Origin of the sequence: Sulfurimonas sp. (genome assembly GCF_032250635.1) — a bacterium.
In the GTDB taxonomy this organism is placed as follows: Bacteria; Campylobacterota; Campylobacteria; order Campylobacterales; family Sulfurimonadaceae; genus Sulfurimonas.
Genome location: NZ_JAVVFL010000026.1, coordinates 1 through 16,142, shown reverse-complemented (window position 1 = coordinate 16,142; position 16,142 = coordinate 1). Strand labels below are relative to the sequence as shown.

Genomic DNA, 16,142 nt, shown 5'->3' with positions numbered 1-16,142 from the left:
TATAAAGAGGTGCGCTCTCTTTTGGAAAATGAGACTCTTGAGGTGGAGCTTTTGAGCAAAAAATATGGCAAAAAAGTCTACTACAATAAGCAGATAGTTCTAAATCCTGAGTACGGAGTGAGTGTTTTATGGGACTAACTTGTAGTAAAAAAGAGTAAAAGTCGTTAATCTTATATGAAACATAATGCTTTAATAAATCTTTTACATTTATTTGTGTATAATCCTCATCCGCTTTGCTGTTTTGACAACAAGCTAGAGTATTTTTACCTATATAGAGATATATAGATAAAAGTATTGGTAAACAGATATAGATGTTTGCCTAAATGCAGCAAAGAATTAATATAGAGGAGACTTTCAATGAAAGTACGTGCTTCAGTTAAGAAGATGTGTGATGACTGCAAAGTTATCAAAAGAAAAGGCATTGTCAGAGTAATCTGCAAAGTTAAAAAACATAAACAGAGACAAGGATAATCATGGCTCGTATTTCTGGTGTTGATTTACCTAAAAAGAAAAGAATTGAGTATGGTCTAACATACGTATTTGGCATTGGTTTACATGCTTCTCGCAAGATTTTAGATGCGACAGGTATAGACTATAACAAAAGAGTTTACGAGCTTAGCGAAGATGATGTTGCAGCGATTACAAAAGAGATTCGTGCAAATCATATTGTAGAAGGTGATCTTCGTAAGCAAGTTGCAATGGACATTAAAGCACTTATGGATTTAGGTTCATACAGAGGTCTTCGTCACCGTCGTGGTCTTCCATGTCGTGGTCAAAAAACTAAGACAAATGCGCGTACTCGCAAGGGTAAACGTAAAACTGTCGGCGCAGCATAAGGATTAGCAAATGGCAAAAAGAAAAGCTGTTAGAAAAAAAGTAATAAAGAAAAATATTGCACGTGGTATATGTCATATCTCTGCATCATTTAATAATACGCTTGTAACTATTACAGACGAAATGGGCAACATGATTGCTTGGAGTTCTGCAGGCAGTCTTGGCTTTAAGGGTAGTAAAAAATCTACTCCGTTTGCAGCTCAAGCAGCCGTAGAAGATGCAGTAGCTAAAGCTCAGGTACATGGCATAAAAGAACTTGGTATTAAAGTTCAAGGTCCCGGTTCAGGAAGAGAAACTGCAACTAAAGCAGTAGGTTCTATTGAAGGTATTCGCGTAACATTTATGAAAGATGTTACTCCACTACCACACAATGGTTGTCGCGCGCCTAAGCGCCGTAGAGTTTAAGGAGATTACTGATGGCAAGATATAGAGGTCCAGTAGAAAAAATCGAGAGAAGATTTGGAGTTAGCCTTAACCTAAAAGGGGAGCGTCGTTTAGCAGGGAAATCTGCATTAGAGAAACGTCCATATGGTCCGGGTCAACATGGTCAGCGTCGTAAAAAAGTATCAGAATACGGTTTACAGTTAAATGAAAAGCAAAAAGCAAAATTCATGTATGGTGTTTCTGAGAAGCAATTCCGCGCACTATTCGTTGAAGCTAAAAGAAGAGAAGGCAACACGGGTACAAACCTTGTTACTTTAATTGAGCAGAGATTAGACAATGTTGTTTACAGAATGGGATTTGCAACGACACGTCGTTTTGCACGCCAACTTGTAACACATGGTCACCTTCTTGTTGATGGTGCTAAATTGGATATTCCTTCTTACCGTGTAAGACCGGGACAAAAGATTGAGATTCGTGAGAGCAGCAAAAACAACTCTCAGATTGTTCGTGCCCTAGAGCTTGTAAATCAAACTGGTCTTGCACCATGGGTTGATATTGATGCTGATAAAAAATTCGGTATCTTTACTCGTCTGCCAGAGCGTGAAGAAGTTGTTATCCCTGTAGAAGAGCGTTTAATCGTTGAGCTTTACTCGAAATAAAAGTTAAATAAAAGGCGTTAAATGAAAAAAATTAAAACTACTCCACTTGCTCCTCAAGAGTTTGAGGTAGAACAGATTAGTGAAAATGAAGCTAATATTATGGCATACCCATTTGAAACGGGTTATGCTATATCTTTAGCTCATCCACTTCGCCGTTTTTTGTTAAGTAGCTCAGTTGGTTATGCTCCTATAGCTATTAAAATTGAAGGCGCTAAACATGAGTTTGATTCTGTACGTGGTATGCTCGAAGACATTTCAGACTTTATTTTAAATCTTAAAGAGATAAGATTTAAGCTGCTTGGCGGTGCTACAGAGACAGAAGTTAACTATAGCTTTGCTGGTCCTTGTACCATTGAAGGCGGCGACCTTACAAACAGCGAAGTAGAAGTGGTAACACCGGATATGCATTTAGCAACTCTAAATGAAGATTCAGTGCTTAACTTTAAGATCAAAATTGCTCAAGGTATCGGTTATGTTGCTAGTGAAGACACTCATGATGGGCTAGAAGAGGGATATATCGCACTAGATGCATATTTCACTCCAGTTCGTAGTGCAACATATAGAATTGAGAACGTACTTGTAGAAGATAACCCTAACTTTGAGAGAGTGATTTTAAACATCAGAACTGATGGACAAATTTCTCCGCTTGATGCATTTAGAAATTCGCTAGAAGTTATGTATGCTCAATTAGCTGTATTTAACAGTGAAATAAGCGTTAAATCTCCGGCTACTATCGAGAGAACAGAAGAGAGCCCGGACCTTAAAAAACTAACTATGCATATTGATAATTTAGGTTTGAGTGCAAGAAGTTTTAACTGTCTTGACCGCTCAAATATAAAATTTATAGGTGAAATAGCGTTAATGAGTACAAATGACCTCAAAAACGTTAAAAACCTTGGTAAAAAGTCATATGATGAGATCGTTGAAAAACTTCAAGAGTTTGGATATGAAGTTGGAGGCGATCTTTCAGATGAGATCGTTAGTGGACTAAAAAAGAAAATTGAAGCTTTATAAGCTTGTAAAAAGAGGAATTATAGATGAGACATCGTCATGGATACCGTAAACTAGGTCGTACAAGCTCACACCGTGCAGCTCTACTTAAGAACCTAAGTATTTCGTTAATTGAACATGGTAAAATAGAGACTACTATTATGAAAGCAAAAGAACTTCGTTCTTACGTTGAAAAACTTATCACTATCGCTGGTAAGGGTGATTCTAATGCTCATAAAGCAGTATTTGCGGCGCTTCAAAGTAAAGAGGCAACTAAAACTTTAGTAAATGAGATAGCTCCTAAGTATGTTGATCGTCCAGGAGGATACACTAGAATTACTAGAACTCGTATCCGCCGTGGTGATGCTACTACTATGGCATTCGTTGAATTAGTATAATTTAGCACAAAACAAGCAGTTAAGACCAGTCGGTCTTTCTGCTACCCTTCAAGATTTCCACATTCAAAACTACTTAAATTATAAAAGTGAGACATTATGAGTAATTTTGCATTTGGAACTTATAGAATAAGTGATATAAATCCGCAGCACATTGAAGCCTTAAAAGAGGCGATAGAATCCGGTATAGAGATGATAGATACATCTTCAAACTATATGGATGGCGGCGCAGAGCGTGCAATCGCAATCGCTTTTAGAGAGTTCGATGAAGATAAAAAAGATCAAGTCGAAATAGTAAGCAAATTTGGATATCTCCAAGGAACAAATCTGCTTAACTACAAAGAAGACCCCTCAATAATTGAGAATGAAAAGGAAGTTGTAAAATATAGCGATGAGTGCTACCACTCTATAGCAAAATCATTTATGCATGAGCAGTTAAGCGCTTCACTGCAAAGACTTGAGATGCAGAGGATTGACTGCTACCTCATACACAATCCGGAGTACTATATTTTAGACGCAATCAACAGAGGTATAGACAAAGATGAGCGACTCGATGAGATGTACAGAAGGTTGCAAGAGGCATTTGTAGGACTAGAAGAGGAAGTAAAAAGCGGCAGAATCAGCTCTTACGGCATCAGTTCCAACAGCTTTTCGCTTCCACGCGCAAGTGATGAATTTCTACCGTATGAAGATTTGCCGACACTTGCCTATAATGCGGCAATGATAGTGGGAAACAGAACTCACAGCTTTACAACCATAGAGCTTCCTATTAATATTTTGGAGAGGGATGGGCTGAAATGCGCTTCATGGGCAAAAAAGAACGGGCTTAGAGTTTTAGCAAACAGACCGCTAAATGCAAAATATAATGAAATGATGTACCGCTTGGCTGATTATGATGAGAGTAAGGATTACTACACATACTTTAATGAGCTGATGGAAGTTTGTGACAATGAAGCGCTAAGACCTCTTTACAATCTGTTGGAGCAACTCGATGCAACTAAGCACAAATTTGGATGGATCGGCGATTATGATCTTTTTCTATTTACCCAGATAATACCGCATATGAGAAAAACCCTGCAAAAAGTAGATGAAGAGAATAGCCAGACAATGCTAGATTTTATTGATCTTTTTCTCATCGAGTATAGAAAAATGGTAGCACATGAGTGTGCAAAAAGAACAAGAGTAGAGCTAAAAGAGTTCTTTAAAGAGTGCAGCGCTACAATGCAGGAGTGCTCACTAAAGTTTTTAATAAATAGCGAAAATGTCGATTATATCCTCGTTGGGATGAGGAAGTCTTCATATGTGCATGAAATCCTTTCGCTGGATAGGTAGCTTCTGTTTTTTATGACTTGTTAAGCAATATTTGCATATCTTATGAAAACAATAAAAGATATAAATTATAAAGGATGGGCATGATACCATTTACAGACGAAGAGTTGATGAATCCGGCAAGAAGCGTTATAGACAAAGTTCGTCCATCTTTGGCTCTTGATGGCGGAGATATAGAGTTTATAACAGTTAAAAACTCGAAGGTATATATACAATTAAGAGGTTCTTGCATAGGTTGTGCCAGTAGCGGTAGCACGTTAAAATACGGCGTGGAGAGACAGCTTAAGATGGCTATCCATCCTGAGATAACAGTTATAAATGTACCAATAGGCATGGAAGACGAAATAGATAATTTATAAAAAATGAAGGAGACAAAATGGCAATAAGTAAACATAAAATATTATCACAAGCTAAAGACAGTTTCTCCAAATCAGACTATAAAAATGCACTGGAGAAGTTTGCAGCAGTACTGCAGAATTTTCCAAATTCAAAAGAGGCTTACAACGGCGTTATATTGGCAGAGATGGCACTCAGCGGGGAAGGTGGTGCCGAGGCTCTTTTTGATTATTATGAGATATTGAAAGAAGAAGACAAAGAGCAAGCAGACATCATCATGAGCGATATTTTGCAAAATATCGACGGCTCGATGGAGAAGCTTAGCGAAGTGTTTGCACAGCCTATCCGCGACAGAATAGAGTTTGAAGACGGTATTTTGTATAAAGATTTTAAGGCGTTGATTGATTCTGGAGAGAGTTTTAAAGAGACTTTCGAAAACATAATGTTCTCTACAAGAGTTATAATCACCCAAAAAGAGGACTTTGTCGACTTCTTGGACAGTCTTATGGACCATGGTTTCGCGGAGATGGCTTTGACCTATTTGGAAAATGCTCTAAGCGTTTACCCGAGTGACGTACTTCTTAGAAAATTGCTTAGAAAGCTGACAAAGGGCAAAAAAGTTGAAAATTGAACTGCCAGAAGAGGAGTTTAGGTATATAACCGAAAATTCGCAGGAGTGTGACAAAGAGACGGCATTCGTGCTCACGGCTCAAAATGAGAAGTATCTTCAAAACGCAAAAGAGAACGGCGCTCACTCGATTATAAGCATAAAAGATGTTGCAAAACTCTTTGGCGTAGAGAATATAAAAATTGTCGGAATTACCGGAACAAACGGCAAGACGACGACGGCAAGTGCTATCTACTCATTTTTGCTAGATCTTGGTTACAAGGTTGCAATGCAGGGAACGCGCGGTTTTTTTATGAACGATGAGCTTATCGAGGGTAAAAGTTTAACAACGCCCTCGGTTTTAAATACATATAAGCACATCTATCAGGCAGTAGCGGCTGGATGTGAGTTTTTTATCATGGAAGTAAGTTCGCACGCCATCGCTCAAAAAAGAGTAGAGGGGCTTGATTTTGAACTTAAAATTTTAACAAATATCACTCAAGACCATCTAGACTATCATAAGACAATAGGCGAATATATTGCCGTTAAGAACAGCTTTTTCCAAGATGATGGAAAGAAACTTATCAATAAAGATGAGACAAAAGCATCGTTTAATTTTAAAAATACTTTTACATACGGTATAGAAAACTCTGCCACATATAGGCTGATTGCTTATTCGCTCAATAATGCAACAAGCGGAATTATTCAAAACATAAAAGATGTGGTGCCTTTTACTGCATCTTTGCATGGATTTTTCAACCTTTACAACTTATTGGCGGCTATTGCGGCAACTCATATATTGAGTGGCAAAAAGCTTGAAGAGGTCTGTGAAGTTGTGGATAATTTTGCCGGTGTGAGTGGGCGAATGGAGCAGGTAAGCGAAGTGCCGAATGTTATAGTTGATTTTGCGCATACGCCTGATGGCATACAGCAGGTTTTAAATGCACTCAAAGAGAAAGAGCTTTTGGTTGTCTTTGGAGCAGGTGGAGATAGAGACAGAAGCAAACGACCGCTTATGGGAAGAGTTGCTGCAAGCCTAGCGAAAAAGCTCTATATTACAAGCGACAATCCTAGAAATGAAGACCCTCAAAGTATCGTAGATAATATTTTAGAGGGGATTGAAGACAGGAGCATTGTCACTGTGGAGCTAAACAGAAAAAAAGCTATCCAGATGGCGCTTGATGAGCAGCAGGAGGATGAAGTAGTTGTAATTCTTGGAAAAGGTGATGAATCTTTTCAGATAATCTACGATGAAAAATTTCCTTTTGATGACAGAGAAGTAGTAAGAGAGTTGCTAAAAATAAGTTAAATTCTTAAAGAAAAAAACTTATTTATACGCATTAATATTTATGAGATTATTTTTGCTATAATTGCGAAAAATATTAAGGACGGATATTATGGGAATTCCTCAACCGGCATTTTACATATTTAAGTGTGAACAATCAGCTCCTCCGGGCATGCCGAAACCTTCATGCGTAACGCCACAGACACAGGATCTGTTTCAGCATTTGGCACAGAAATTGATGAAAGAGGGCGTGATGGGAACAGTTCAGCCTATCCGTACATCGTGTCTAAACCGCTGTAGTTCGGGTCCTGTTATGCTTGTAGAGCCGGGACATTTTATGTATGCAGCACTTACTAAAGAGAAAATTGATAGAATAGTGGAAGAACACATTATCGGCGGCAAAGTGGTTGAAGAGTTTTTAATTAGTTCCGAAGTGTGGGACGAACCGATATCGCCGTGCGATATGAAAAAACAGATGGGAATGTAAAAAATGACAATAGAGATGTTGTACAGCAAAATTCATCGCGCTACCGTAACTGATGCTAACCTAAACTATGTTGGTTCTATTACCATAGATCAGGAGCTGATGGAAGCTGCAAAGATGAGAGTTGGACAAAAAGTTGAGATACTTAACATCAATAACGGTGAGAGATTTTCAACATATATTATTTTGGGTGAACGCGGCAAAAGAGACATCTGTCTAAACGGTGCGGCTGCTAGAAAAGTTCACAAAGGCGATAAAATCATTATAGTTGCGTATGCTACTTATGACGAAAAAGATTTAGAGACATATAAGCCAAAAGTTGTTTTAGTAGATGAAAACAATGATATCGAAGAAATTTTAGAGAGTATCTAAAATGTTTGGCAACTTGGGCGACATGGGCAAAATGCTTGAAGGAATGCAAGAAAATGCTAAAAAGCTTCAAGCTGAGCTAGAGTCTAAAGTTTTTAAGGTAAAAAGCGGCGGCGGCATGGTTGAAGTAACCATTAACGGAAAAGGAGAGGTGATTGATATAAATATCGATGACTCTCTTCTTGATGACAAAGATTCACTTCAGATTTTGCTTATAGGTGCCATCAATGATGCAAACAAAATGGTAGAAGACAATAAACAAAACAGTGCTTTAGGTATGCTTGGTGGAATGGGTGGTGCAAATCCATTTGGGTCTAAGTAAGTGCTTAGGCTGCTTTTAGCGCTTAACCTTCTCTTTTTAAACCTTTATGCATGTAAAGGCGGTCCTGATTCTTGCAGACTTAAAGTTGTCGACTCAAAAGCCATAGCGTGCACCTCTCTTCATATACCACTCAAAAACAATCAAAAATTAATTTTTTCCAAAACTAAGCCAAATGCAAAAATAATTAAACATGACCCATTTCTCTCACTCTATCTTGTAGAAGATAAAAATAGTTTTAAATACCCTTTTAGAGTCAATATAAATCAATCCCTCGGGAGTTTCGGTGTTGACAACAGCAGTGTGATTGAGGGTAAGATTATAAAGAGACAGGTTGGGCTGAACAGTTTTGCAACATTTAGCGAACCGCTCTCTGCCCCGAGTCTGCTTCTAAACAGCTGTTGTGCCATAGAGGGAGTCGTGACTGAGCGCGGAATAATCGAAAAAGAGTATATAGCGCATTTTTTAAAGAGTAAAAAAGTATCTTATGGAGATTTCGGCATCAGAGTCAAGGATGTCGGTTCTGACGTTGTTGTTTTTAGTTCCAACCCTTTTATAAAAGAGAATAGGTTTCAAAAAGGCGATATACTCCTTGAGCTGGATGGCAAAAAAATTAAAAACAGTGCTACGTTTATGAGAGATGTGTTATTTAGCGAAATAGCTTCTCTTCACAGCGTAAAAATCAAACGTGGGAATGAGTTGCTTACTTTGAGCGCAAAGAGCCAAAACAGAGTCGGCGGCGGATATTTGAGCGATACGTTTTTAGAGTTTTTGGGCATATCGTTTGATAAAAATCTCTTTATCACCAAAATAGAGAAAAAAGCTGAGCATTACGGTCTCAAACTAGGAGATAAGCTATTGCAGGTCAACATAAAAGATGTAAAGAATGAAGAGGAAATATTAGAGATGATGGACAATCCTAAAAAGAGTGCAAATCTTCTCTTTGAAAGAGAACATTTTCAGTTTTTTGTGAAAGTAAATTAGGTAAAATTTCATATGCAGAACTTTGAGAATTTTTTACTAAATCACCTACCGACTTCAAAAAGTATACATCCGACTTATGAAGAGGCACTTCAAAAAATGCTTCTTGCAGGCGGGAAGAGATTTCGTCCCGCACTTTTGCTAGGAGTGGTAAATGCGTACAACCCGCTTTTAATAGGAGGAGCGTATCACGCTGCTTACGCGGTTGAGCTTCTGCATACGTACTCTCTTATTCATGACGATTTGCCCGCAATGGACAACTCACCGTTAAGACGTGGAGAGCCGACTCTGCATGTGCTTTATGATGAGGTAACTGCTATTTTAGTCGGTGATGCGTTAAACACTTACTCTTTTGAGGTTTTAAGCAACGCTCCATTTTCTGACTATACGAGAGTCGCTCTTGTAAGAGAGCTTGCAACAAGCGGCGGCTTAAACGGTATGGTCTTGGGGCAGGCAATTGACTGCTACTTTGAAAACAGAGCGCTTGGTATTGAAGATGTAAGAGTTTTGCACACAAATAAGACAGCTAAGCTTATTGCCGCTTCGCTTAAGATGGGTGCGATTATTGTCGACCGTGAAGAGTTAGCAGATGCTCTTTATGATTTTGGAGTAAGACTTGGACTTCTTTTTCAGATACAAGATGATATTTTGGATGTGACACAAAGCTCAGAGGAAGCGGGAAAACTAACAAACAATGACGAGTCAAAGAATAGTTTCGTGACGCTTCTTGGGCTTGATGAGGCACTACGAGAAGCAGATGAGTTGGCTCAGACGCTTATAAAAGAGATGGATGGGTTTGATGAGAAGTTAAAAAACGAGCTCTCTGGACTCTTAATACACTACATAAACAGACATAAATAAATTAAACAAAGGCAATAAGATAATGAGTAATGAAATGCGTCAAAAAATGGCAGACAGCATAAGATTTTTAGCAGCAGATATGGTTCAAGCGGCAAATTCGGGACATCCGGGCGCGCCTATGGGCTTGGCGGACATTGCGGTAGTTTTAAGCGAGCACTTAAACCATAACCCTAAAAACCCATCTTGGCTAAACCGTGATAGACTTGTTTTTTCCGGCGGTCATGCAACAGGGCTTATCTACTCTCTTTATTACCTTTGGGGATACGGCTTGGGGATTGAAGATTTGAAAAATTTTCGCCAGTTAGACTCAAAAACTCCAGGGCATCCTGAATTTGGACATACCGAGGGTATTGAAATCACTACAGGTCCTTTGGGTCAGGGTGTTGCAAATGCTGTAGGTTTTGCCATGGCTTCAAAATTCATGGGCGCTCAGGTTAACTCAGATACGGCGAAAGTTATAGATCACAATGTTTACTGCTTATGCGGTGACGGCGATTTGGAGGAGGGCGTAAGTTATGAAGCGTGCTCTATCGCAGGACACAACAAGCTTGACAATCTTATTCTTATCTATGACTCTAACCGCATTACAATCGAGGGTTCTACAAGTTTAAGTATCAGTGAAAATATTCGTCTTCGCTTTGAGTCTCAAGGTTGGGATGTACAAGAATGTGACGGTCATGATTTTGATGCGATTGATGGCGCAATTACCGTTGCAAAAGCAAATACTAAGCCGACGATCATCATCGCAAACACGACTATCGCAAAAGGAGGAGGAAAACTTGAGGGTTCTCATCACTCTCACGGTGCTCCTCTTGGCAGCGATGTAATTGCTGAGGCAAAGAGTGCTTGTGGATTTGATGCGACAAAGAGTTTCCATGTAGATGAAGATGTTATGGCTCGTTTTAGATGTGCGATTGAAAAAGGTGATTTAGTGGAGCGTGAGTGGATTCACTCCCTTAAAACTCTTCCGTTGATGGAGCAAAATGAGACGTTAGATGCTTTTCAAAATCCAGACTTTTCAAGAATTCAGTGGCCGACTTTTGACAAGGCTGATGCTACTAGAAACACAAACGGAAAAATTTTAAATGCAATTGCAAAGGCTCTTCCATGCTTTTTAGGCGGTTCCGCAGATCTTAGTCCTTCAAACAAAACAGAGCTTCTTGACATGGGTGTTTATCCAAAAGGGAGAAATATCTACTTTGGTATACGCGAACATGCAATGGCGGCTATTACAAACGCAATCGCTCTGTACGGACCGCTTATGCCGTTCTCTGCAACATTCTTTGTCTTCTCTGACTATCTGAAACCTGCTGCGCGTATAGCAGCTTTAACTGGAATACAGCACTTCTTTATCTGGACACATGACAGCATCGGTGTCGGCGAGGACGGTCCTACTCATCAGCCAATTGAGCATTTAAGCCAGTTTCGCGCACTTCCAAACTTTTATGTTTGGCGTCCTGCGGATGGTGCTGAGAATATTGAGGCGTGGAAAACTGCACTCAGCATGAAAAAATCTCCATCAGCTTTCGTATGTTCACGTCAAAATCTCTCAGTTCTTCCGGCTGCGATTAAAGGGAGTGCTGATAGAGGCGGATATCTTCTTGCAAGCGATGAAAACGCAACTGTTACATTAATGGCTTCAGGCTCAGAGGTAGAACTTGCGCTTAAAGTAAAAGAGGCGCTTAATGCAAAAGGAGTTGAAGCAGATGTTGTTTCTGTTCCATGTTATGATCTATTTATTGAGCAAGACAAAGCGTATATAGATTCTATTATTAAACAAGATAGTAAAAAAGTAGCTATTGAAGCTGCTCGCGGTTTAGAGTGGTATAGATTTGCCGATGAGGTTATCGGCATGGATACATTCGGTGCTTCTGCTCCGGCAGATAAGCTTTTTGCCAAGTTCGGCTTCTCTGTAGAAAATATTCTCTCAAAAATCAAATAATTTTCTTGCGGGCAAACTGCCTGCTAGAATAGCACCAACCTACACAAACCCTTCAATTCTATTTTTATTGCAAAAGTTATAATTTTTTTCAAATGGATGTAACATAATTGGCAAAAAATATATAATTAAAATATTTTATTAAAAATTATTAATATTTAATATTAAATTTATATTAATAAAGTATAATTTAACATCTTGCGTTAAAAGGAGTTAGAAATGAAGTTGTTCTCACTATTGATTATAGGTGCCGTTTTGTGTTTTGGAGCGGTAGATATTAACAAAGCCGATAAAGATGAGCTTATGAGTATTAAGGGTGTCGGCGAAGCAAAAGCAAATGCCATTTTAGAGTATAGAAAAGCAAACGACTGTTTTAGAAGTGTAGATGAGCTAAAAGAGGTCAAGGGTTTTGGAGATAAAATGTTAGAGAAAAACAGAAACAATATTACTGCTGAGGGTTGCAAAAAATAGTTGTTTTAAAAAAACAGCCTACTCCATAAGGTTTTTTGGAGTAGTATCTTTTGCCATGCTCTACTATTAGAGCATGAAACTCTTGGTAGGCTATAAGTAGCTCTTTTTCATCTTTTATGTACTCTTTTAGGGAGTTTTGCATAAGAGATTTCATCTCTGAGTATTTTGTTCTCTCATCTGCAAAACCTAACTCAATCAACAATCTTTTTGTATAGGCATCTACTTTAAACTCTCTCTGATTATAACCGTAGAGCAGCATAGAGTCCGCCGTCTCTTCGCCGATACCCTTCACATGCAAAAGTGCCTCTCTCGTAGGAGTTTCACCCTTTAGGCTTTTGTAAAATTTTATAAACTCTAAAATATACTCTGTTTTTTGGTTGAAATAGCCTGATGGTCTGATAGCCTCTTTTAGTTCGTTTGTATCCATACTCTCTATCGCATCTGCATGCAGAGTATTTTTGGCATGTAGATTGTTTAACGATTTTACGACAGAAGCAAATGTAGTGTTTTGAGTTAAAATCGAGCCAAGACACACTTCAAATATCTCATCGCTGTTTCGCGGGAAAGTGTAATCTAGCTTATGATACCCATAGCCTGTTATAGGCCACCACCCTTGAGGACCGTAGGTCTTGTATAGTGTTTTATAGATCTCATGTATTTTGTTCATAGATATGTTAAAACCTTTACACCTGCAAAGATTACTCCCAAAAACAAGACAGAGGAGATAAATACAAGTGCGGTAACGATTTTTGGCTTGCAGTCATAGAGCGAGGCAAAGTTAACATTTGCTATGGCAAGTGGCATTAAGAGCTCTAAAAAGATTATCCCCTTTATCATGCTATCCATCTCAATATTGTAAAGAATCAAAAAAGCAGTGGCTGGCAAAAATAGAAATTTTATACTTATAATCCACAATGTAAGTTTTTTGCTAATCTCTTTTACCTCGGTGCCGTAGAGATAAAGCCCAAATAAAAAGAGTTGCATAACAATAGAAGCGTAAGCCCCCATCATAAGCACTTTCATTATCTCATCATTTGGTTTGTATCCCTGCATGCTAAGGATTATTGCCGCTACAGCCGCCCATAAAATAGGGAGTTTCACTATGTTTTTTAACGATGTTTTTACGTCAAAACTCCCTCTTGAATAGTAGTAGACCCCGATAGTATAGACTACAAACACGTTCATAAGATTTATAATAGTGGTGTATGGAATGGACTCTTCACCGAAAATTGCTATGTTTAAAGGTATGCCCAAATTTCCCGTATTGCCTATAATAGCCGCAACCGTTGCGATGGAGTACTCTTTTTTATCTTCAAAGAGCCTCTTTGCAACCAGTGCCGAGATGAGTAAAACCATAGCAACGATAACAAGATATACGGAGGGTGCATAAAGAAGAGTGATGTCAACGGGGTGGATAAGAAGCCCCCAAAATGTTAAAAAAATCTGTAAAAAATAGACATTTATAAGCGTAATCGTCTTATCGTCGATGCTCTCTTTAAAGCTCATTTTTGCGATAAAGCCGATGAGTATAAATATATAGATGCCAAGTATTGAAAATATTATGGAACTCATGAAGGGATTATAACAGATAGTGTATAATTTCGTACCAAAAGAAGAGGTGCGTCCTTATGCAAAATATAGATGAGATAAAAAAAACTCTAGAAGAAAATCTAGCCGTTATGCTCTACTTTTCAGCACCCACATGCAATGTTTGTCATGCGCTAAAACCAAAACTTTTTGAAGCAATAAAGAGCAACTTTAAAGAGTTTCAAATCATAAGCATAGACACTTCATTAGACCAGGAGATAGCCGCTTATTTTAGCGTTTTTGCCATCCCTACCGTTTTGGTTTTTTTGGACGGCAAAGAGTTTTTAAGAAAATTGCGCCACATGAGTGTCGATGAGGTTATCGAGGAGATAAAGCGCCCTTATGAGATCATGATGAGGTAGGTTCTTTTACTCCATTTTCATAGCTTTTTTTAAATTTTCTCAATGTTAATTTAATGTGCTCTATCATATTTTTTGGGGCATATTGAAGAAGCTCTATAATCTCTCTTGCATCTTTTGAGTATCTTATATTGAATTCAGTCGAGTACTCTAAGTCAAAGTTGAACAACTCCTGCTCTTTGACATTTAACGCTTCTGCAATGTAGGGAATCAACTCTATTTTTATCTCTCGTCTGCCGCTTAAATAGCCATATATGCTTGAATAGCTTGGTGCTTCTCCTGTTGTCCTCAGTCTTGGGCTTAAAGATAGAAATTTATCTGCAAACTCTTTTTTGGACATATTTTTTTCACTAATAAGATAATTTATTTTCTCAAATACTTCCAAAATAGATGCCTTTGTTTACTATTAGTAAAAATTTGTCATATCGTAAGATAATGCAAAGGACAATAAGTGTAGTATTTTACCAATAGTAAAATTTAGGATAACCTGTGAATATATATTTAAAAAGCTCTGCTGTAACACTCCTTATTCTTAGTGCGTGGGTCTATTTTGCTTCTACGCTGAATATGTATTAAGCGTATGAATAAAAATGAATTTCAAAACGGTAGCTATCAAGAAGATGAGATAGATTTAAGAGAGTTGTTTAAGATTTTGGTTCGCTATAAATACTTTATAGTTATTTTCACTCTTGTTGTAACTTTTGGCGCTATATTTTACGCTTTGTCAAAAACCCCAATCTATGAAGTAAAGTCTAATGTTCAGGTGGGGTACATAGGGGAAGATCTCATAGTTGCGCCGGAAACGTTAGTAAAAACTCTAAATCTTGTTTTTAATGTTGAAGACAAACCTTCTTCAAAAGATGAATTTGTCTCTGAAGTTACAAGCATTTCTACAAACAAAAACTTAAAAAACTTTATAGAGATAAAAACAGAAGCTATATCAAACGAAGAGGCGCTAAAAAAGAATAGAGAGGTTGTTGATTTTATTAAAAACTTATATCAGCCAAAAATAGAGCAATATCTAACAGAAGCAAAAAACAGCATAGAGAACACAAAAAGGATCATCAAAAATATAGATGAATTTGATATTAAAAATATTAACGAGCAGATAAGAATTCTAAAGGAACAGGCTCTTATAAAAATTGATGAAGAGATAAAAAGATTAAAAGAGCAGGATATCAAAAAATTGCAACAGCAAATCCATCTTTTAAAATCACAAAAAATTGTAAAAATCGATGAAGATATAAAAAGGTTAAAAGAACAAGATATTAAAAAACTGCAACAGCAAATACAGCTTCTAAAAACACAAAAAATTTCAAAAATTAATGAAGAGATTAGATTTTTAAAAGATTTCAAGCTAAAAACAATTGAGGCAAAGATTGATTTTCATACTAAGAAATTGGAAGAGTATACCCAGTCGGTAAATAAACTCTATAGTGATATTAGAAATACACAGGAAGCGGCAGCATCAACTATAGCCTCCATTCAGATGGTAAACTATCAAAACCTGATACTCAATTCCCAAAACAAGATAGAAGATTTAAAAGTAGAAAAAGAGATTATTTTAACACAGACAATACCAAATCTTGAGAGAGAAAAAGAGAATATTATAAATGTGTCAATTAGAGATTTAGAGTTGCAAATTGAAAATATTAATAATATTAAAATTGCAAACCTTCAAAGAGAAAAAGAAAACATTACAAATGTCTCAATACGAGATTTAGAGTTGCAAATAGAAAATATTAACAATATTAAAATTGCAGAGCTTCAAAGAGAAAAAGAGAATATCTCAAATGAGCAGATAAGAAAACTGCAATATCAAATTGATGTAGAACTAGTATCCAAAAAGATTAAACTAAACGAGCAAATCGATAGATTAAATTACAGTATCACAAAACAAAATATTAGAAACAACGAGGTCGTCGGTGATTTTATCGTTAAAGATTATCCGAT

General features: G+C 37.5%; 22 protein-coding genes. 19 read left to right on the top strand and 3 right to left on the bottom strand.

Annotated features, from left to right (window positions below):
* Nucleotides 1-357 precede the first annotated feature (357 nt).
* From rpmJ to RQ763_RS02870, 17 genes are all read left to right on the top strand, one after another.
* On the top strand, nucleotides 358-471 hold the full coding sequence (gene rpmJ / locus RQ763_RS02950) for a 50S ribosomal protein L36 (RefSeq protein ID WP_008338806.1): 114 nt from the start codon (nucleotides 358-360) through the stop codon (nucleotides 469-471).
* A 2-nt stretch (nucleotides 472-473) separates the two neighbouring features.
* Nucleotides 474-836 carry a 30S ribosomal protein S13 gene (gene rpsM / locus RQ763_RS02945; RefSeq protein ID WP_314151078.1) on the top strand — a complete coding sequence of 121 codons (363 nt, stop codon included), beginning with the start codon at nucleotides 474-476 and terminating at the stop codon, nucleotides 834-836.
* A gap of 10 nt (nucleotides 837-846) precedes the next feature.
* Nucleotides 847-1,239, top strand: coding sequence for a 30S ribosomal protein S11 (rpsK, locus tag RQ763_RS02940; RefSeq protein WP_294929167.1), 393 nt, complete (start codon nucleotides 847-849; stop codon nucleotides 1,237-1,239).
* Nucleotides 1,240-1,250: 11 nt separating this feature from the next.
* Nucleotides 1,251-1,877, top strand: a complete 627-nt coding sequence (gene rpsD / locus RQ763_RS02935) for a 30S ribosomal protein S4 (RefSeq protein ID WP_314151076.1) — start codon at nucleotides 1,251-1,253, stop codon at nucleotides 1,875-1,877.
* A gap of 21 nt (nucleotides 1,878-1,898) precedes the next feature.
* A complete protein-coding gene (locus RQ763_RS02930; RefSeq protein ID WP_314151074.1) occupies nucleotides 1,899-2,891 on the top strand; it encodes a DNA-directed RNA polymerase subunit alpha in 993 nt (330 codons plus the stop codon).
* 23 nt (nucleotides 2,892-2,914) lie between these two features.
* Nucleotides 2,915-3,265, top strand: a complete 351-nt coding sequence (rplQ, locus tag RQ763_RS02925) for a 50S ribosomal protein L17 (protein ID WP_294929158.1) — start codon at nucleotides 2,915-2,917, stop codon at nucleotides 3,263-3,265.
* Nucleotides 3,266-3,361: 96 nt separating this feature from the next.
* A complete protein-coding gene (locus RQ763_RS02920; protein ID WP_314151072.1) occupies nucleotides 3,362-4,594 on the top strand; it encodes an aldo/keto reductase in 1,233 nt (410 codons plus the stop codon).
* A gap of 80 nt (nucleotides 4,595-4,674) precedes the next feature.
* The gene (locus RQ763_RS02915; protein WP_294929152.1) at nucleotides 4,675-4,950 is read left to right on the top strand and encodes a NifU family protein; all 276 of its coding nucleotides are present in this window, start codon (nucleotides 4,675-4,677) and stop codon (nucleotides 4,948-4,950) included.
* A gap of 17 nt (nucleotides 4,951-4,967) precedes the next feature.
* Nucleotides 4,968-5,558, top strand: coding sequence for a hypothetical protein (locus RQ763_RS02910; RefSeq protein ID WP_314151071.1), 591 nt, complete (start codon nucleotides 4,968-4,970; stop codon nucleotides 5,556-5,558).
* Entirely contained in the window at nucleotides 5,548-6,843 is a 1,296-nt protein-coding gene (locus RQ763_RS02905; protein ID WP_314151070.1) for a UDP-N-acetylmuramoyl-L-alanyl-D-glutamate--2,6-diaminopimelate ligase, read from the top strand. The genes RQ763_RS02910 and RQ763_RS02905 overlap by 11 nt, the downstream gene beginning before the upstream one ends.
* Before the next feature lie 88 nt (nucleotides 6,844-6,931).
* Complete coding sequence (locus RQ763_RS02900; protein WP_314151069.1) at nucleotides 6,932-7,306, top strand: (2Fe-2S) ferredoxin domain-containing protein; 375 nt, start codon at nucleotides 6,932-6,934, stop codon at nucleotides 7,304-7,306.
* Nucleotides 7,307-7,309: 3 nt separating this feature from the next.
* On the top strand, nucleotides 7,310-7,675 hold the full coding sequence (gene panD, locus RQ763_RS02895) for an aspartate 1-decarboxylase (RefSeq protein ID WP_314151067.1): 366 nt from the start codon (nucleotides 7,310-7,312) through the stop codon (nucleotides 7,673-7,675).
* Between the two features lies 1 nt (nucleotide 7,676).
* Nucleotides 7,677-7,994, top strand: a complete 318-nt coding sequence (locus tag RQ763_RS02890) for a YbaB/EbfC family nucleoid-associated protein (RefSeq protein WP_314151065.1) — start codon at nucleotides 7,677-7,679, stop codon at nucleotides 7,992-7,994.
* Nucleotides 7,995-8,975, top strand: a complete 981-nt coding sequence (locus RQ763_RS02885; RefSeq protein ID WP_314151063.1) for a PDZ domain-containing protein — start codon at nucleotides 7,995-7,997, stop codon at nucleotides 8,973-8,975.
* A gap of 12 nt (nucleotides 8,976-8,987) precedes the next feature.
* A complete protein-coding gene (locus RQ763_RS02880) occupies nucleotides 8,988-9,833 on the top strand; it encodes a polyprenyl synthetase family protein (RefSeq protein WP_314151062.1) in 846 nt (281 codons plus the stop codon).
* 22 nt (nucleotides 9,834-9,855) lie between these two features.
* Nucleotides 9,856-11,775: a transketolase gene (gene tkt / locus RQ763_RS02875; protein ID WP_314151060.1), complete on the top strand. Its 1,920-nt coding sequence runs from the start codon at nucleotides 9,856-9,858 to the stop codon at nucleotides 11,773-11,775.
* Between the two features lie 216 nt (nucleotides 11,776-11,991).
* Nucleotides 11,992-12,243 carry a helix-hairpin-helix domain-containing protein gene (locus RQ763_RS02870; protein ID WP_314151058.1) on the top strand — a complete coding sequence of 84 codons (252 nt, stop codon included), beginning with the start codon at nucleotides 11,992-11,994 and terminating at the stop codon, nucleotides 12,241-12,243.
* Here the strand turns inward: RQ763_RS02870 and RQ763_RS02865 are convergent.
* Together RQ763_RS02865 and RQ763_RS02860 are read right to left on the bottom strand one after the other, a co-directional pair.
* The gene (locus RQ763_RS02865; protein ID WP_314151057.1) at nucleotides 12,218-12,910 is read right to left on the bottom strand and encodes an endonuclease III domain-containing protein; all 693 of its coding nucleotides are present in this window, start codon (nucleotides 12,908-12,910) and stop codon (nucleotides 12,218-12,220) included. The two genes, RQ763_RS02870 and RQ763_RS02865, sit on opposite strands and share 26 nt — an antisense overlap.
* The gene (locus RQ763_RS02860) at nucleotides 12,907-13,815 is read right to left on the bottom strand and encodes an AEC family transporter (protein ID WP_314151056.1); all 909 of its coding nucleotides are present in this window, start codon (nucleotides 13,813-13,815) and stop codon (nucleotides 12,907-12,909) included. The genes RQ763_RS02865 and RQ763_RS02860 overlap by 4 nt, the downstream gene beginning before the upstream one ends.
* Nucleotides 13,816-13,871: 56 nt before the next feature.
* Between RQ763_RS02860 and RQ763_RS02855 the strand changes: the two genes are divergently transcribed.
* Nucleotides 13,872-14,192 (top strand): thioredoxin family protein, encoded by a 321-nt coding sequence (locus RQ763_RS02855; protein ID WP_314151055.1) that lies wholly within the window; start codon nucleotides 13,872-13,874, stop codon nucleotides 14,190-14,192.
* Here the strand turns inward: RQ763_RS02855 and RQ763_RS02850 are convergent.
* Complete coding sequence (locus RQ763_RS02850) at nucleotides 14,179-14,574, bottom strand: helix-turn-helix transcriptional regulator (RefSeq protein ID WP_314151054.1); 396 nt, start codon at nucleotides 14,572-14,574, stop codon at nucleotides 14,179-14,181. The two genes, RQ763_RS02855 and RQ763_RS02850, sit on opposite strands and share 14 nt — an antisense overlap.
* Nucleotides 14,575-14,769: 195 nt before the next feature.
* Between RQ763_RS02850 and RQ763_RS02845 the strand changes: the two genes are divergently transcribed.
* On the top strand, nucleotides 14,770-16,142 hold a 1,373-nt coding region (locus RQ763_RS02845; RefSeq protein WP_314151052.1), incomplete at its 3' end, for a Wzz/FepE/Etk N-terminal domain-containing protein.

Excerpts from the sequence above, each read along its gene's own strand:
- rpmJ (WP_008338806.1), top strand. The coding sequence starts at position 358 with ATGAAAGTACGTGCTTCAGTTAAGAAGATGTGTGATGACTGCAAAGTT.
- rpsM (WP_314151078.1), top strand. The coding sequence starts at position 474 with ATGGCTCGTATTTCTGGTGTTGATTTACCTAAAAAGAAAAGAATTGAG.
- rpsK (WP_294929167.1), top strand. The coding sequence starts at position 847 with ATGGCAAAAAGAAAAGCTGTTAGAAAAAAAGTAATAAAGAAAAATATT.
- rpsD (WP_314151076.1), top strand. The coding sequence starts at position 1,251 with ATGGCAAGATATAGAGGTCCAGTAGAAAAAATCGAGAGAAGATTTGGA.
- RQ763_RS02930 (WP_314151074.1), top strand. The coding sequence starts at position 1,899 with ATGAAAAAAATTAAAACTACTCCACTTGCTCCTCAAGAGTTTGAGGTA.
- rplQ (WP_294929158.1), top strand. The coding sequence starts at position 2,915 with ATGAGACATCGTCATGGATACCGTAAACTAGGTCGTACAAGCTCACAC.
- RQ763_RS02920 (WP_314151072.1), top strand. The coding sequence starts at position 3,362 with ATGAGTAATTTTGCATTTGGAACTTATAGAATAAGTGATATAAATCCG.
- RQ763_RS02915 (WP_294929152.1), top strand. The coding sequence starts at position 4,675 with ATGATACCATTTACAGACGAAGAGTTGATGAATCCGGCAAGAAGCGTT.
- RQ763_RS02910 (WP_314151071.1), top strand. The coding sequence starts at position 4,968 with ATGGCAATAAGTAAACATAAAATATTATCACAAGCTAAAGACAGTTTC.
- RQ763_RS02900 (WP_314151069.1), top strand. The coding sequence starts at position 6,932 with ATGGGAATTCCTCAACCGGCATTTTACATATTTAAGTGTGAACAATCA.
- panD (WP_314151067.1), top strand. The coding sequence starts at position 7,310 with ATGACAATAGAGATGTTGTACAGCAAAATTCATCGCGCTACCGTAACT.
- RQ763_RS02890 (WP_314151065.1), top strand. The coding sequence starts at position 7,677 with ATGTTTGGCAACTTGGGCGACATGGGCAAAATGCTTGAAGGAATGCAA.
- RQ763_RS02880 (WP_314151062.1), top strand. The coding sequence starts at position 8,988 with ATGCAGAACTTTGAGAATTTTTTACTAAATCACCTACCGACTTCAAAA.
- tkt (WP_314151060.1), top strand. The coding sequence starts at position 9,856 with ATGAGTAATGAAATGCGTCAAAAAATGGCAGACAGCATAAGATTTTTA.
- RQ763_RS02870 (WP_314151058.1), top strand. The coding sequence starts at position 11,992 with ATGAAGTTGTTCTCACTATTGATTATAGGTGCCGTTTTGTGTTTTGGA.
- RQ763_RS02865 (WP_314151057.1), bottom strand. The coding sequence starts at position 12,910 with ATGAACAAAATACATGAGATCTATAAAACACTATACAAGACCTACGGT.
- RQ763_RS02860 (WP_314151056.1), bottom strand. The coding sequence starts at position 13,815 with ATGAGTTCCATAATATTTTCAATACTTGGCATCTATATATTTATACTC.
- RQ763_RS02855 (WP_314151055.1), top strand. The coding sequence starts at position 13,872 with ATGCAAAATATAGATGAGATAAAAAAAACTCTAGAAGAAAATCTAGCC.